The organism is Microbacterium sp. ABRD28 (genome assembly GCF_003850245.1).
Lineage (GTDB): Bacteria > Actinomycetota > Actinomycetes > Actinomycetales > Microbacteriaceae > Microbacterium.
Genome location: NZ_CP031015.1, coordinates 2,931,046 through 2,945,690 on the forward strand (window position 1 = coordinate 2,931,046; position 14,645 = coordinate 2,945,690).

Sequence of the window (14,645 nt, forward strand, 5' to 3'; positions counted from 1 at the left end):
GTACGTTACTGACAACGAAACAAAGGCAGACAGGTGGCACAGGACGATCTCTCCTCCGGCGCATCGCCCGCAGCGGCGATGGCGCCGACCTTGCTTTCCGGCCGCCGATTCCTCGTGACGGGCGGAGCGCGTGGCCTGGGCGCCGCCGTGGTCGAGGCGTTGTCGGCGGCAGGCGCCACCGGTGCGGTGGTCGATCTGCTCCCCCCTGAACCCGGCGTCGCCTCCACATGGCCCTCGGCGCAGGCCGACCTGACCGACGAGCGCGGGGCGCGCGAGGCGATCCGGGCCCTCGCCGAGGAAAGCGGACCCTTCGACGGTCTCGTCGCCGCCGCGGGGATCGTTCCGTCCTGGCACGCTCCCGACCAGGTGGATCTGGAGGACTTCGACCGCGTGATGGCCGTCAACGTCACAGGCGTCGTCACCACGATCGCCGCGGTCTCGCCCGCCATGCCGCCGGGATCGACGATCGTCGCGATCGGATCCCTCAACTCCTGGCGCGGTGATCCCCACCTGCTGTCCTATGTCGCCAGCAAGCACGCGGTGCTGGGCGTCGTGCGGTCGGCGGCGATGGCGCTCGGCCCGCGCGGCATCCGCGTGAATGCGATCGCGCCCGGTCCCGTCGCCACCGCTGCCCTCCTCTCCCGCGTCGACGGCCGTACCGCAACCACGGGCCTCTCCCGCACCGAGGCGTTGGCCAAGGCGGCGGAACTCACCGCGCTCGGCCGGCTGGCAGAGGAGCAGGATGTCGCGGATGCGGCCGTGTTCCTCTCTTCCCCGCTCTCGCGGGCCATCACGGGGCACCTCCTCCCCGTCGACGGCGGGATGCTCTGAGAACGCCATGACGACGCTTGCGGAACGCACCGCCCTCATCACCGGAGTATCCGGGGCTCTCGGAGCCGCCGCCGCCGCAACGTTCGGCCGGGAGGGCGCCCGGGTCATCGGCACCTTCCGCAGCCGACCCGCCGAAGCCGAAGGCGCCCTCGCCGGCATCCCCGAGTCGCGACGCGCTCTGCTCCACGCCGATCTCGACACCGCCGAGGCTGCCCGCACCCTCTGGCACCGCGCATGCGAGATGTCGACCATCGACACCGTCGTCGTCAATGCCGCCGCCCTCACGCCCACGCCTCTGGACGGCGCGGACGAGATCTGGGACCCAGGCTGGCAGCTGTCGCTCCAGGTCAACGTCGTGGCCGCGGCCACGCTCATGCGGGAAGCGGCGGCGACGATGTCGGCCCGCGGTTCGGGAACCATCATCGCGATCTCCAGCTGGGCGGCACTGCAGGGCAGCCGCATCCCCGATCTCGGCGCCTACGCCGCCTCGAAGGCGGCCCTGCGCAACTTCGCCCAGACACTCGCTCGCGCCCATGCACGGTCGGGTGTGCGGGTCTACACGATCGCGCCCGGCGTCGTGGGTGCCGGGATGGGCACCGCCGACCTGGATCCCGCGCAGATCGACGCCGTCGCCGACGGCCTGGCGATGGGTGACCACGTCCACCCCTCGGAGGTCGCCGAACTGGCCGCTTTCCTCGCCTCGGATCGATGCCCGAGCCTCACCGGTTCGACGATCGACCTCAACGGAGCCTCGTACATCCGGTGACCGTCTTCGATCACCGCCTAGAACGCCACCTCGGATCGGATGCCGATATGACCTCACCCCCGCCCGCTCGACCCGACGCCGCGGCGTCCGTCGCCGATACCGTGGCGGTCATCGGCGCCGGCAGCATCGGCATCGCCTGGACGATCGTCTTCGCCTCCGCAGGGATCCGCGTGCGCATCTTCGAGGCCGCGCCGGGGGTGCGCAGAGCCGCGATGGACGAGGTGGCCCACATGCTCGGCGAGCTGTCCGGAGCGGGGCTCCTGGATGAGCCGGTCGCCACGGTGCTGAAGCGGGTGCAGGTGCTCGAGAGCCTCGAGGCGGCGGTGAGCGGGGCCGATTTCGTGCAGGAGTGCGTGATCGAAGACCTCGGCGTCAAGCAGGGTCTCTTCGCCCAGCTCGATGCACTGACCGATCCCCGAGTGGTGCTGGCCAGCTCCACCTCGACGATCACGGCCTCGGCCTTCGCCGAGGGTCTCGCCGGACGTGAGCGGTGTCTCGTCGTCCACCCCGCCAATCCCCCGTACTTCCTCCGCGTCGCCGAGGTCGTTCCCGCGCCGTTCACCGCCGCGAGCACCGTCGCCACCGCCCAGGCGCTCCTCCTGCGCGCGCGGCTGACCCCGATCGTGCTCGGCCGCGAGATCGAGGGATTCGCCTTCAACCGCCTGCAGGCCGCGATGCTCCGCGAGGCCTACTGCCTCGTCCGTGACGGCGTGGTGTCGGCCGAGGACATCGACACCCTCGTGCGGGAGGGCCTGGGCCTGCGCTGGTCGGTGATCGGCCCCTTCACCACGAGTGAGCTCAACACGCGGGGTGGGCTGCGCCGCCACGCCGAGGTCCTCGGGCCGGTGTACGCCCGCATCGCGCTCGAGCGCGGCGGCGACAACCCCTGGAATCCCGACACCATCGAACACGTGGCCACGACCATCGAGCAGCGCCTGCCGCATCCGGCATGGGAGGACAACGTGCGCGAGCGCGACCGCGCGATGATGCGTCTGGCGTCTCTGCTGCAGCACTTCGACAACCCCCTCGCCGACGTCCGCCCCCGCCGGGAGGATCTGGCCGGTGTGACGCCGATGGCGGCGCCTCAGTAGAGTCGGCCCGTGACCTCCTCCCCCTCCCCGGTGCGCCTCGCCGCATGGTCGATGCTCGGCGTCCCCGCCGCGGCATCCCTCCTCGCCGGGATCGGCGCCGATCTGCTCGTGCTCGACGGGCAGCACGGCCTGTACGACGACGCCGCCCTGGTCGCGGCCATCCCCGGCGCCGCACGAGTCCCGGTGCACGTGCGCGTGCCGCACAACTCCCCCGCTCTCATCGGACGTGCCCTCGACGCCGGGGCGCGCGGGGTGATCGTGCCGATGGTCCAGAGCGGCGACGAGGCGATCGCGGCGGCACGCGCCAGCCGGTACCCCCCGCTCGGAGAGCGCTCCTGGGGTCCTCTCGCGGCCTACCGGGGCGAACCGACGATCGACCCGGTGACGGCGAACGAAGCCGTCTGGTGTGCCGTCATGGTCGAGACCGCGCGCGCCGTGGCCGACGTCGAGGCGATCGCCGCGGCCCCCGGGGTGGATGAGGTGTTCGTCGGTCCCTTCGACCTCGCCCTTGCCCTGGGCACCACGGTCGGCGATCTCCTGGCCGACCGGTCGCCCGGCAACCCGCTCGACACCGTCGTGGCGGCGTGCCGCCGGGCGGGCACGGTGGCGGGCGCTTTCGCGGGAGGTCTGGCAGCGGCCGAGAACCTCATCGGCCGCGGGTACACCAGCGTCGCGGTGGCCGTGGACACCCAGGTGATCGCCGCCGCCGGCGCCGACCTCATCAGCGCCGCGCGCTCGCTTCCCGCTCCCGCGAGTCCGCCGCCCGCGGCGTGAGGTGAGCGGCGGCTCCGTCATCCGCGACGGTCGCGACCACTCCCTCGACGATCACACCGACCCGATCACCGGGACCGAGGTCGGCGGGCGTCACGGCCTCGATCTCGCCCCCGCCCGGAAGGGCGATCCGCACCAGTCGGTCGGCACCGCGGAAGGAGGCGCGGACGACCGTTGCGCCGAGACCGGCGGCCGGATCGGTGAGCGACACCGACTCGGGCCGGAGCACCGCCAGACGCGCGCCCGGCGGTGTTTCGGGGTCGACGGCGATCTGGCCGAGCGGGGTGACGGCGACGCCGGGCCGTGTCACCCGCGCCGGAAGAAGGGTGGATCGCCCGACGAACTCGGCGGTGAAACGGTCGGCCGGGCGCCGGTAGACCTCGGCCGGATGCCCTGCCTGGTGGACCCGACCGGCCCCCATGACCACCACGCGATCGGCGACGGCGAGCGCCTCGCCCTGATCGTGGGTGACCAGCAGCGCCGAGGTCCCGGTGCGGCGCAGCGCCGCGACGGTCTCGTCACGAACGTGTTCGCGCAGACTCGCATCGAGGTGCGAGAAGGGCTCGTCCAGAAGCACCAGCGCGGGCCGCGCCGCCAGGGTCCTCGCCAGGGCCACCCGCTGCTGCTCGCCGCCGCTGATCTCCGACGGCATCCGCGCCGCCAGGTGCGCGATGCCCAGGAGGTCGAGGATGCGGCCCGCCTGCGCCATCCGATCGGCCCCGCGCAGTCCGAAGGCGGCGTTGCCGGCGACGTCGAGGTGAGGGAAGAGGACGCTGTCCTGGAAAACCAGCCCGACCCCGCGCGCCTCGGGCGGCACGAACCGCGCACCCCCGCTCATGCGCACCCCGGCGATGTCGACAGTCCCCGCGCCGCGGTCGAGGCCGGCGACCAGGCGCAGGATCGAGGTCTTTCCGCAGCCCGACGGTCCGAGAAGGGCGACCAGCTCGCCCTGCCGAACCGTGAGATCGACGTGATCGACGGCGACGACGTCGCCGAAGCGGCGGACCAGTGCGCGCGCGTCGAGCGCTGCGACGCTCACGACGCCACGCTCACACGCACCTGCGACCGCGCGTGCAGCGCGAGGAGGGGGACACTGATGACGACCATGAGGAGTGCGGCGATGCTGGCAGTGGTGTACTGCCCCTCGATCATCGCACCCCACAGGCGCACCGCGAGCGTCTCCGACCCCGTCGGACGCAGCAACAGCGTCACCGGCAGCTCGTGCAGCGTCGCGAAGAACACCAGCGCCGCCCCGGTCAGCATGGCAGGTCGGACCAGTGGCAGGACGACGCCGACGAGGGTGCGCATCTCACTTCGTCCGAGAGACCGGGAGACGTCGAGAAGCCGTTCGTCGATGCCGCGCAGCGCCTCGGAGAGCGGACCGATCGCCAAGGGGAGGAACAGTGCGGCGTACGCGAGGACGAGCGTGGTGCGGGACTGGTAGAGCGCCGCCGGGCCGGCGATGGAGAGGACCAGGATCGCCAGGCCCACCGCAAGGTGCGGCAGGGAATGGGTGATCCACGGCACGCCTTCCATCGCCCGCGTGAATCTGCTGCGCCTCCGCGCCGCCAGGGCGATGGGGAACGCCAGGAGCGTCGTGACCGCACCCGCCAGGAGGGCGAGACCGAAAGCGTTCACCGCCTCTTCCAGGACGGGGCCGGGCCGCGCCCCCGCTGCCCATCCCCGCAGAGCCCAGGTTGTCAGCGTCATCACGGGCAGCACGGTCGAGAAGAGCACGAGCACTCCGAGGAGCGTCGAGGCGATCGCCGCGGCGAGCGGTCGGAGCGGGGTGACGGCCGCCGGCCGGGTGTGGGCGGCCCCGGCGCCGTGCCGGCCGCGCAGCATGACCTGACCGGCGATGAGAACGCCCGAGACCAGGACCAGGGTGAGGCACAGCGCGAAAGCCGGGCCGACCTCGACGCGTCCGCGGAACTGTGCGTAGATCGCCCGGGTGAAGGTCTCGTAGCGCAGCATCGACACCGCGCCGAAGTCGGAGATGACGTACAGCGCGACCACGCAGGCGGCGAGGGCGAGAGTGCCGCGCAGCTGCGGGAGGATCACGCGGAAGAACAGCCTCGGGCCGCTCTGGCCGAGGAGGCGCGCGGTCTCCTCGAGCGCCGGGTCCATCCTCGAGAGCGCGACGGTGACCAGGGTGTGGACGATAGGCACCGCCACGATCGTGAGGCACAGTGTCGCCGCCCAGAGCCCCGCAGCGGGCGGCAGGCGGGAGATCCCCCAGGGGCGGAGAATGTCGGTGAGAAGCCCGTCTCCGCCGAACATGCCCGACAGGGCGACCGCGACGACGTAGGCGGGAAGCACGAGGGGGATCGTGATCACCGTCGCCCACACCCGCCGGCCCGCGAAGGTCGTGCGCACCGTCAGCCACGCCGTGGCCGTGCCGACGGGCAGCGAGAGGGCGACGACGAGGGCGGCGAGCAGGAGGGTGTTCCCCAGGAGCATCAGCAAGCGTGCCGGAGGGACGGTTTCAGCTCCCATCCCCGCCACCCCCTGGACCACGAGGACGACGAGCGGCGGCACGCTGAGTCCGAGGACCACGACCACGGCGATGATCGTCGCGACTCGGCCTCTGCTCGCCGCCGCGCCGCCGCGCACCACCGGGCTCACCGTCACGGTCGACGATCTCACACGGGTCAGATCAGGCCTGCCCGTGCGATCAGGTCGGTGGCGACATCCAGGTTGCCGGCCACCTCGGCGAGGTTCATGGCATCGATGAGTTCCGGATCGAGCGGCCGCTCGCCCGCGGGCGTTCCGATGCCGGGCACGAGCGGGTACTCACCGACCTCGTCGAGGAAGTGGCGCTGCGCCTGGTCTGAGAGGAGGAACCGGATGAACTCCACCGCAGCCTCGGGGTGCGCACCGCCGGTCAGGCGGCCGATCGCGGTGGGCATCAGCACGTCGCCGGCGTCGCCCGCGGCGAAGGAGTGGTTGCGCACCGAGAAGGCGGGATCCTCGGCCCGCAGCCGGTGGACGTAGTAGTGGTTGACCAGCCCCACATCCAGATCTCCCGCCGCGATCGCTCGCAGCTGCTCCTCGTTGCCGTCGAAGATCTGGGGATCGTTGGCGGCGATGCCCTCGAGCCAGGCGAGCGCCTCGCCCTCGCCGCGGATCGCCACGAGAGCCGCCACGAACGAGACGAAGGAGCTGTGGGTGGGCGCGAGCCCCACCCGCCCGCGCCACGGCTCTTCCACGAGCTCCGAGATCGTGTCCGGAAGCTGATCGGCCGATGTCGTCGCGGGGTCGTAGGCCAGGACCCGCCGTCGAGCCGTCACGCCGACCCAGTCGCCGTCGCTTCCCGCGATCCCGGGGACGACGGCGTCGAGAACATCGTCGGGCAGGCGGCTCAGCAGCCCTGCCTCCGAGATCGCGCCGATGTAGGCGGGGTCCTGCGTGAAGAAGAGGTCGGCGGGAGACGACGCCCCCTCCTGCAGGATGGTCGTCGCGAGCTCACCGGTGCTGCCGTACCGCGCGTCGACGTCGAGCCCGGTGCGCCGCTCGAACTCCTCCACGAGCGGCCGCACGTGGTCTTCGTTGCGCCCGACATAGACGACGAGGTCGGCTCCCCCCATCGCCGACGCCCCATCCGTCGACGAGGAGCCCCCGGGGGCACCGGTACCCGTTGCGCAGCCGGTGAGGGCGAGCACGGCGGCGAGCGCCAGAACGACGGAACGGGGGGCACGCATGCGCACGACTCTCCTACAGACTCAGTCCGAGCAAGGGGACGGTGGTGTCCGCGCGCAGGGCTGCATCGAGCTGCGGCAGCCCGTCCGCGCGCAGGGCGGCCAGGCGCCGGAGTGCCTCGTCGGCCTCGGCCTCGAAGCGGTCGAGCACCTCGTACACCCCCGGCACGGGCCGGGTGTCGGAGAGCTCGACGACGATCTCGGGCAGGAGCACGATCTTCTGCTCGAGGCCCGCCGCCATCTTCAGCGCGTCGTTGTGATCCTTCATGTCGGGATTGGTGAGGATCCGACGCACCGCGTCGGCCTCCTCGGCGATCTCGGCGATGCGTGCCGTGAGCGGATGATCCCCGAGGCGGCGTGTGAGCCCCGAGAGCACGTCGTGCACGGCCGTCGATGTGCCGATGCCGTCGGCGACCCGCTGCAGCAGGTCCCGGATGCGCAGAAGCAGGCGGTACTGCTCGCGCAGATCGTCGTCGTCGGCCACGCCGCGGGGGTCGCGGTGCACCGCCACGACCTGCGCACGGCTGTCGCCGTCGGCCGTGATCGTGACGGTGTAGCGCCCTGGCGCCACACGGGGACCGGGGTAGACCACGCCGCGTCGCCCGTCCTCACCCGGCGCGGTGAGGGCCGGCTCCACGCGCAGATCCCACAGGAAGGCGTGCGCGCCGGCGTCGGTGGACGGCACTTCGGCGGGCGGGAGTTTCCGGTCTTCCGGCACGGAGGAGCGGAAGGTGCGCAGCGTCTGGCCCTCGGCGTCGGCGATGGCGATCGTGACCGAAGAGACGTCGGCGGGCAGGCGATAGATGAGCTGTGCGCCGTTCGGCGGGTTCTTCCCCCCGTCCAGCCACACCGTCTCGGCACTGCCGTCCGGCAGGTGGCGACGGGTGAAGGTCGCACCGCCCAGGGGAACCCCCGGGAAGCCGCCCACCCAGGTGCCCTCGCCGGGCATGTCGAAGCCGTCCGGAGTGGGATAGCGGTAGACCGTCGGCGGGGTGAAGAGGTGAAGCCCGTCGGATGCGAGCGCGGCGATCTCGCGCAGCGGCGCCAGATCGTCGAGGATCCAGAACGCCCGCCCGTGCGTGCCCGCGATGAGTTCGTGGTCGCGCACCTTGATGTCGTAGACCGGCACCGAGGGCATGTTCCCGCGCAGGCTCGCCCAGGTGCTCCCCCGGTCGACCGAGAACCACACCCGCCGTTCGGTGGCCAGGAACAGCAGGTCGGGCTGCGTGGGATCCTCGCGGATGCTGCGCGCCCACTCCGACTCGGGGATGCCGGTGGCGATCGCCTCCCACGTCGCGCCGAAGTCATCCGTCCGATAGACCAGCGGCCGCAGGTCTTGCAGCCGGTAGGCATGCGCAGTGAGGTAGGCACGCCCGGCGCGGTGCTGGGAGGGCTCGATCCGGGTGACCGTCGCCCACTCCGGCAGACCCGTCGGGAACAGCTCCGTCCATTCGCCGCCGCCGTCGCGGGAGAGGTGGACGCGTCCGTCATCGGTCCCGACCCACAGTTCGCCCGGCGTGATCGGCGACTCGGCGAAGGCGTGGATCGTGCAGTAGACCTCGGCTCCGGTGGAATCCCCCGAGATCGGCCCGCCCGTCGGCTGCTGCTTGGCGGGGTCGTCACGGGTGAGGTCGCCGCTGATGCTCTGCCAGGTGATCCCGCCGTCGGGCGAGCGGAAGACCCGCTCACCGCCGACGTAGAGCACCTTCGGCTCGTGCGGCGAGAACTCGATCGGATACGTCCATCCGAAGCGGTGCTTCATCTCGCTCGCACCGATGCCCATGAAGTACTCCGGCCACACCGCCACGTCGCGGGCCTGCTCCGTGACCTGATCGAAGCGCAGCAGCGGACCGGGGTGGCCGAAGCCGGCCCCGCCCAGCATGACGAAACGAGGGTCGGAGCGATCCAGAGCGACATCGCCGGCCTCGGCCTCGCCGAGCTCGAGGCAATCGGGCCAGCGCAAGGCCCCCTTCCACGACCGCGAGGGCGCGCGGATGCCGGAGTTGTCCTGCTGGGTGGCGTAGAGGTCGAACGGGAACCGGTGGTCGACGTCGAACCGGTAGAACTGCGCGGTGGGCTGGTTGTAGATCGACGACCAGGTCATCCCGCCGTTGACGCTCACGCACGCGCCACCGTCGTTGCCGTTGATCATCCGCTGCGGGTCGCTCGGGTCGATCCACAGATCGTGGTTGTCGCCGTGCGGGGTCTGGACCTGCTGGAAGGTCCGGCCGCCGTCGCGCGAACGCCAGGCCCAGGTGTTCATGCACCACACGGTGTCGGCCTCGGTGGGGTGCGCGATGATGTGGCTGTAGTACCAGGGTCGGCCCTGCACCGACCGCTCGGTGGACACCTGCGACCAGGTCTGGCCCGCGTCATCCGATCGGTAGACGCCGCCCTGTTCCCCGATCGCCTCGACCAGCGCCCACACCCGACCGGGGCGCGCCGGGCTGGCCGCGATGCCGATCCGCCCGAGCAGGCCGGAGGCGAAGCCGGGGTGATCGGAGATCCGCTCCCACGTGTCTCCGGCGTCGCGCGATCGCCACAGGCCCGAGTCCTCCCCGCCCGAGACGATGTCCCAGGGGTGGCGGACCATCTGCCAGATGGAGGCGTACACGACGCGGGGATTCGTCGGGTCCAGAACGAGGTCGGCGGCCCCGGCACGTTCGGAGACGTGCAGCACGAGGTCCCAGGTGTCGCCGCCGTCGCGGGTGCGGTACACGCCGCGCTCGGCGGAGGGGCCGAACACGTCTCCGAGCGCCGCGACGAACGCGACGTCGGCGTCGCGCGGATCGACGCGGACCTTGGCGATGTGCTTGGTGGCATCCAGCCCCCGGTGCTGCCAGGTCTGGCCGCCGTCGACGGTGCGGTACACCCCATCACCGGGCACGACGTTGTTGCGGGCGAAGGATTCGCCCGTTCCCACCCAGATCACCTGCGGATCGGCGTCGGCGACGGCGATCGCCCCCACCGAGGCGGACTCGAGGAAGCCGTCGGACATGGGCTTCCAGTACTGGCCGGCATCGTCGGTCATCCAGACCCCGCCGGAGCACGCGCCCATCCAGAAACGGGAGCGGTCGGAAGGATCGCCCGCGACGGCGACGACGCGGCCGCCGCGGGAGGGTCCGACGCTGCGCCAGCGGATGACGTCGGGGCCGAGTTCGGCGGCCAGGTCCTCGCTCGAACGGGTCATGCCTTCTCCTTCGCGCTCACGCATGGGGCCGGATCTTGCAGATGACGCGTTCGCTCTCGATCTGCTCGGCGATGTAGGGGCGCCCGAAGTACCGTTCGGACAGCTCGTCGATGTGGGCGCGCGCCCGATCGCCGAGGATGAACTCGACCACCTCGCCGCGCACCTCGGCGTAGCTGTAGGGGTTCGCCTGATCGATGATCAGCACCGCGACCCGGGGGTCGCGTCTCATATGACGGTACTTCAGACGGTGCACCTCGGTGTTGATGAGGATGTGCTCGTCGTCGCAGTCGACCCACATCACCTGCGCGGTGGGCGATCCGTCTTTGCGCAGCGTCGTCAGAGAGGCGAAGTTCTTCCCCTTGGCGAGGGCGCGCGTGTGCTCATCGAGCATGATGACCTTTCTTCGATCTCACTTCACGCGGACGCGCGAATCGAGCAGCGCGTACACGATGTCGACCAGGATCGACGAGATCACCACGAACAGCGAGGCCAGCAGCATCGTTCCGATGATGACCGGCTGGTCGCCGCGGGTGACCGACTGGATCGCCAGACGACCGATGCCGTTGATCCCGAAGATCTGCTCGGTCACGACCAGGCCGCCCATGAGCACCGCGATGTCCAGGCTCACCTGGGTGACGACAGGCGTCAGGGCGCTGCGCATTCCGTGCCGGTAGACCACGGCGCCCTCGCTCAAGCCCTTTGCGCGGGCGGTGCGGATGTAGTCCTCGCCGAGCACCCCCGCCAGCTGGCTGCGCGTGAGTCGGGCGTAGGTCGCCGCCGAGACGAAGCCCACCGTGATCCACGGGAGGATCAGGTGCCGCGCCCACTCCCAGGGGTTCTCGGTGAGGGGAACGTACCCCGCGGCGGGGAAGAGGGGCAGCCCCAGCACGGTGAGCTGGAAGAAGAAGACGTACAGCAGAAGCAGGCCGACGACGAAGGTGGGGACGCTCAGACCGCTGAGCACGAACACGGTGCTCACCCGGTCGCGGAACGATCCGGGACGCCGGGCGGCGCCGATGCCGATGCTGATGCCGATCAGAAGCGCCATCGCAAGTCCGCCGATCGCGATGGAGGCGGTCTCGGGAAGGCGCGCGACGATCGAGTCGAGGACCGGCTGCTGGTTGAAGAACGAATACCCGAGGTCGCCCCTGAGCAGTCCGCCCATGTAGATCGCGTAGCGCTCGAGGATCGGCAGATCCAGCCCCAGGCGCTCGCGCACCTGGTCGACCTGGGCGTTCGTCGCCTGCACGCCCGCGATGGTGCGTGCCGGGTCGTTGGGCGCGACGTAGAACAGCAGGAACATGATCGCGCTGATCGCGAACAGGGTGAGGATGCCGGAGACCACCCGGCGGCTGAGGAAGCGGATCATGCGTGCGCGGCCTTCCGTGCGGCGCGCTTGGCGGCGCGGCGGCGGGCGAGACCTCGGCGTCCGGCGAAGAGCGTCTGCCGCGGGTCCAACGCGTCGCGGATCGAGTCGCCGAGGAGGTTGAAGGCGAGGGTCACCGACAGCAGCGCCGCCGAGGGGAAGATGACCAGCCACGGAGCGATCGTGTAGAGCGACCCCTGGGAGGCGATCGAGAGCATGTTCCCCCAGGTCGCCGTCGGAGGCAGCACACCGAGCCCGAGGAACGACAGGGTCGCTTCGAAGACGATCGCCTGCGGGATCAGCAGGGTGCCGTAGACGAGGATCGGCACGAGCAGGTTCGGCAGCACGTCCACGCGCATGATGCGCCAGTTCGACGCACCGAGGGAACGGGCGGCTTCGACGAACTCGCGTTCGCGAAGCGAGAGCACCTGCCCACGCACCACTCGGGCGATCGGTGCCCAGGAGAACAGCACGATGACCACCACGGTCGTCGTCAGCGACGGTCCGACGAGCGCCACGAGGGAGATGGCGAAGAGCAGCTGCGGAAGGCTGAGGGTCGTGTCCATCAGCCACGTCAGGACGGTGTCGACCCAGCCGCGCAGGAACCCGGCGATGAGTCCGACCAGCGTGCCGATCCCCAGCGCCCCGATGGTGGCCGCGAAGGCGACGATGAGGCTGACCTGGGCACCGTAGACGAGTCGGACCAGTACGTCGCGACCGAGGTTGTCGGTGCCGAGGAGGAACTGCGGCCCCGGCGGGACGGGAGCACCGAACTCCGAGAGTCCTTCCTGACGGAACTGCTCGTTCGGACCGTGGCCCACCCACGCGGCGACCAGCGGCGCGGCGAAGGCCGCGACGATGACGAGGAGGATGACGACGGCGGAGATCATCGCCGTGCGGTCGCGCCGCAGGCGGCCCCAGACCAGCTGGAGCGGGCTGCGCGCGACGACAGCGGTCTGCCGGGTCTGGCCCGGGACCGCCTGCGCCTCGATGGCCTCGGCCTCCTCCTCACGTTCTGCCTCCACGCGCGCATCCGTGGGTCCGGGCCCGCTCATCGCTCTCCACCTTTCGCGAACATCCCGCCGCCGTCCAGAGCGGCATCCACGTGCGGCGCGGCTTCGAGAAGCGCACGGGTGTAGTCCTCCTTCGGCGAACGGTAGATCTCGTCCACCGTCCCCTTCTCGACCACCACGCCGCGATACATCACGGCCACCACATCGGCGATGTGCTCGACGACCGCGAGGTCATGGGCGATGAAGACGTAGGTGAGTCCGAGCTCGTCCTGCAGCGAGCTGAGGAGGTTGAGGATCTGCGCCTGGATCGACACGTCGAGCGCCGAGACGGGCTCGTCGCAGACGATCAGCTTGGGATTGAGTGCGAGCGCCCGGGCGATGCCGATGCGCTGGCGCTGTCCACCCGAGAATTCGGCCGGGAAGCGGTTGTAGTGCTCGGGGTTCAACCCCACGAGCTCCATCAGCTCCTGCACACGAGGGCGCAGTCCCCTGCCCTCGGCCTGGTCGTGGATGACGAGCGGGTCGGCGATGATCGATCCGACCCGTCGCTGCTGGTTCAGAGAGCCGTACGGGTCCTGGAAGACCATCTGCACTTCTCGACGAAGCGCGCGCCGCTCCGCGCGTCGCATCGTGGAGATGTCGCGACCTTCGAACTCGACGCGGCCGCTGGTGAGCGGGATGAGCCCGGTCAGCGCGCGAGCGAGGGTCGATTTGCCGCTTCCTGACTCTCCGACGATGCCGAGGGTTCCGCCGCGCGGAATGTCGAGGCTGACGCCGTCGACGGCGACGACCGTGTCGGACTTCAGGCCCAGGACACCCTTCCGCGCACCGGGGAAGGTGATCCGGACGTCCTCGATCCTGGCGAGGATCTCCCGGTCGGCACTCGCGGCGGCGTGGACCTCTTCGATGACGGGGAGGACGACGGGGCCGGCGTTCTCGACCGGCAGGACGCAGGCCGATCCGTGCCCCGGCGCGATCCGCTTCTCCTCGGGGAATCTCGGGAGGCACTCGGCGTGCGCGAAGGCGCACCGCGAGGCGAAGGGGCAGCCGGGCTCATCGATCAGCAGGCTCGGGGGATTTCCGGGGATGGCCTGCAGCACCGTGCGCTGCGAGCCGACCCGGGGGACGGAGCCGAGCAGACCCCGCGTGTAGGGGTGGTGAGGCTGGGCGAGGACGTCGGTGCGCGAGCCCCGCTCGACGATCCGCCCGCCGTACATCGTGATGACGCGGTCGGCGATGCCGGCGACAACCCCGAGGTCGTGGGTGATCATCAGGATGGCCGTGCCATGCTCGCGCTGGAGACGGTTCATCAGCTCGAGCAGCTGCGCCTGCACCGTGACATCCAGCGCCGTGGTCGGCTCGTCCGCGATCAGCAGCGACGGGCGCAGCGCGAGAGCGAGACCGATCATGACGCGCTGGCGCATGCCGCCCGAGAACTGGTGCGGGTAGTCGTCCACGCGCTTGTCGGGATTCGGGATCCCGACCTCGTCGAGGACGTCGATCACCCGCGAGCGCAGCGCCTTCGGCGAGGTGCGCTCATGAACCCGGATCGCCTCGGCGATCTGGGCGCCGACGCGGAACTGCGGATGCAGCGACGACAGCGGGTCCTGGAAGACCATGCCGATCTCGCGCCCTCGGATCGAGCGCAGGTCGGCGTCACCCATCGTCAGCAGGTCGCGTCCCTCGAACAGCGCGCGTCCGGAGACGATCGCGCCGCTGGAGAGCCCGACCATCGCCTGGGTGCTGACGGACTTGCCCGAACCGGACTCTCCGACCACACCGAGGGTCTCCCCCCGGTCGAGATCGAAGGAGATGCCACGCACCGCGTGTAGTCGACCGTCTCCCGTGTCGAACGACACATCAAGATCCTCGACGCTCAGCAACACGTGGCACCTCCTTCTCTCTCATTCAGCGGTATT

At 70.8% G+C, this 14,645-nt stretch carries 12 protein-coding genes; 4 read left to right on the plus strand and 8 right to left on the minus strand.

Features of this window, described 5'->3' with window-relative positions; genetic code table 11:
* Positions 1 to 33: 33 nt before the first annotated feature.
* Genes DT073_RS14155 through DT073_RS14170 form a run of 4 tightly spaced genes read left to right on the plus strand, consistent with a single transcriptional unit; the run spans position 34 to position 3,462 of the window.
* Positions 34 to 831 carry an SDR family NAD(P)-dependent oxidoreductase gene (locus DT073_RS14155; RefSeq protein WP_124293971.1) on the plus strand — a complete coding sequence of 266 codons (798 nt, stop codon included), beginning with the start codon at positions 34 to 36 and terminating at the stop codon, positions 829 to 831.
* A 7-nt stretch (positions 832 to 838) separates the two neighbouring features.
* Complete coding sequence (locus DT073_RS14160) at positions 839 to 1,597, plus strand: SDR family NAD(P)-dependent oxidoreductase (RefSeq protein WP_164478203.1); 759 nt, start codon at positions 839 to 841, stop codon at positions 1,595 to 1,597.
* A gap of 47 nt (positions 1,598 to 1,644) precedes the next feature.
* The gene (locus DT073_RS14165) at positions 1,645 to 2,688 is read left to right on the plus strand and encodes a 3-hydroxyacyl-CoA dehydrogenase (RefSeq protein WP_124293973.1); all 1,044 of its coding nucleotides are present in this window, start codon (positions 1,645 to 1,647) and stop codon (positions 2,686 to 2,688) included.
* 9 nt (positions 2,689 to 2,697) lie between these two features.
* Positions 2,698 to 3,462 carry an HpcH/HpaI aldolase family protein gene (locus tag DT073_RS14170; protein ID WP_124293974.1) on the plus strand — a complete coding sequence of 255 codons (765 nt, stop codon included), beginning with the start codon at positions 2,698 to 2,700 and terminating at the stop codon, positions 3,460 to 3,462.
* Here DT073_RS14170 and DT073_RS14175 read toward each other — a convergent pair.
* From DT073_RS14175 to DT073_RS14210, 8 genes are read right to left on the minus strand one after another with little or no spacing between them, the layout of a single operon-like run.
* Complete coding sequence (locus DT073_RS14175; RefSeq protein WP_124293975.1) at positions 3,410 to 4,498, minus strand: ABC transporter ATP-binding protein; 1,089 nt, start codon at positions 4,496 to 4,498, stop codon at positions 3,410 to 3,412. The genes DT073_RS14170 and DT073_RS14175 overlap by 53 nt on opposite strands.
* The gene (locus DT073_RS14180; RefSeq protein WP_124293976.1) at positions 4,495 to 6,090 is read right to left on the minus strand and encodes an ABC transporter permease; all 1,596 of its coding nucleotides are present in this window, start codon (positions 6,088 to 6,090) and stop codon (positions 4,495 to 4,497) included. The genes DT073_RS14175 and DT073_RS14180 overlap by 4 nt, the downstream gene beginning before the upstream one ends.
* A gap of 20 nt (positions 6,091 to 6,110) precedes the next feature.
* A complete protein-coding gene (locus DT073_RS14185; protein WP_124293977.1) occupies positions 6,111 to 7,160 on the minus strand; it encodes an extracellular solute-binding protein in 1,050 nt (349 codons plus the stop codon).
* Between the two features lie 13 nt (positions 7,161 to 7,173).
* Positions 7,174 to 10,347, minus strand: a complete 3,174-nt coding sequence (locus DT073_RS14190) for a glycosyl hydrolase (RefSeq protein WP_124293978.1) — start codon at positions 10,345 to 10,347, stop codon at positions 7,174 to 7,176.
* 16 nt (positions 10,348 to 10,363) lie between these two features.
* Positions 10,364 to 10,738: a PPOX class F420-dependent oxidoreductase gene (locus tag DT073_RS14195; protein ID WP_124293979.1), complete on the minus strand. Its 375-nt coding sequence runs from the start codon at positions 10,736 to 10,738 to the stop codon at positions 10,364 to 10,366.
* A gap of 18 nt (positions 10,739 to 10,756) precedes the next feature.
* Positions 10,757 to 11,716: an ABC transporter permease gene (locus DT073_RS14200; protein WP_124293980.1), complete on the minus strand. Its 960-nt coding sequence runs from the start codon at positions 11,714 to 11,716 to the stop codon at positions 10,757 to 10,759.
* Entirely contained in the window at positions 11,713 to 12,768 is a 1,056-nt protein-coding gene (locus DT073_RS14205; protein ID WP_124293981.1) for an ABC transporter permease, read from the minus strand. The genes DT073_RS14200 and DT073_RS14205 overlap by 4 nt, the downstream gene beginning before the upstream one ends.
* Positions 12,765 to 14,612, minus strand: coding sequence for an ABC transporter ATP-binding protein (locus tag DT073_RS14210; protein WP_124293982.1), 1,848 nt, complete (start codon positions 14,610 to 14,612; stop codon positions 12,765 to 12,767). The genes DT073_RS14205 and DT073_RS14210 overlap by 4 nt, the downstream gene beginning before the upstream one ends.
* Between the last annotated feature and the right edge of the window lie 33 nt (positions 14,613 to 14,645).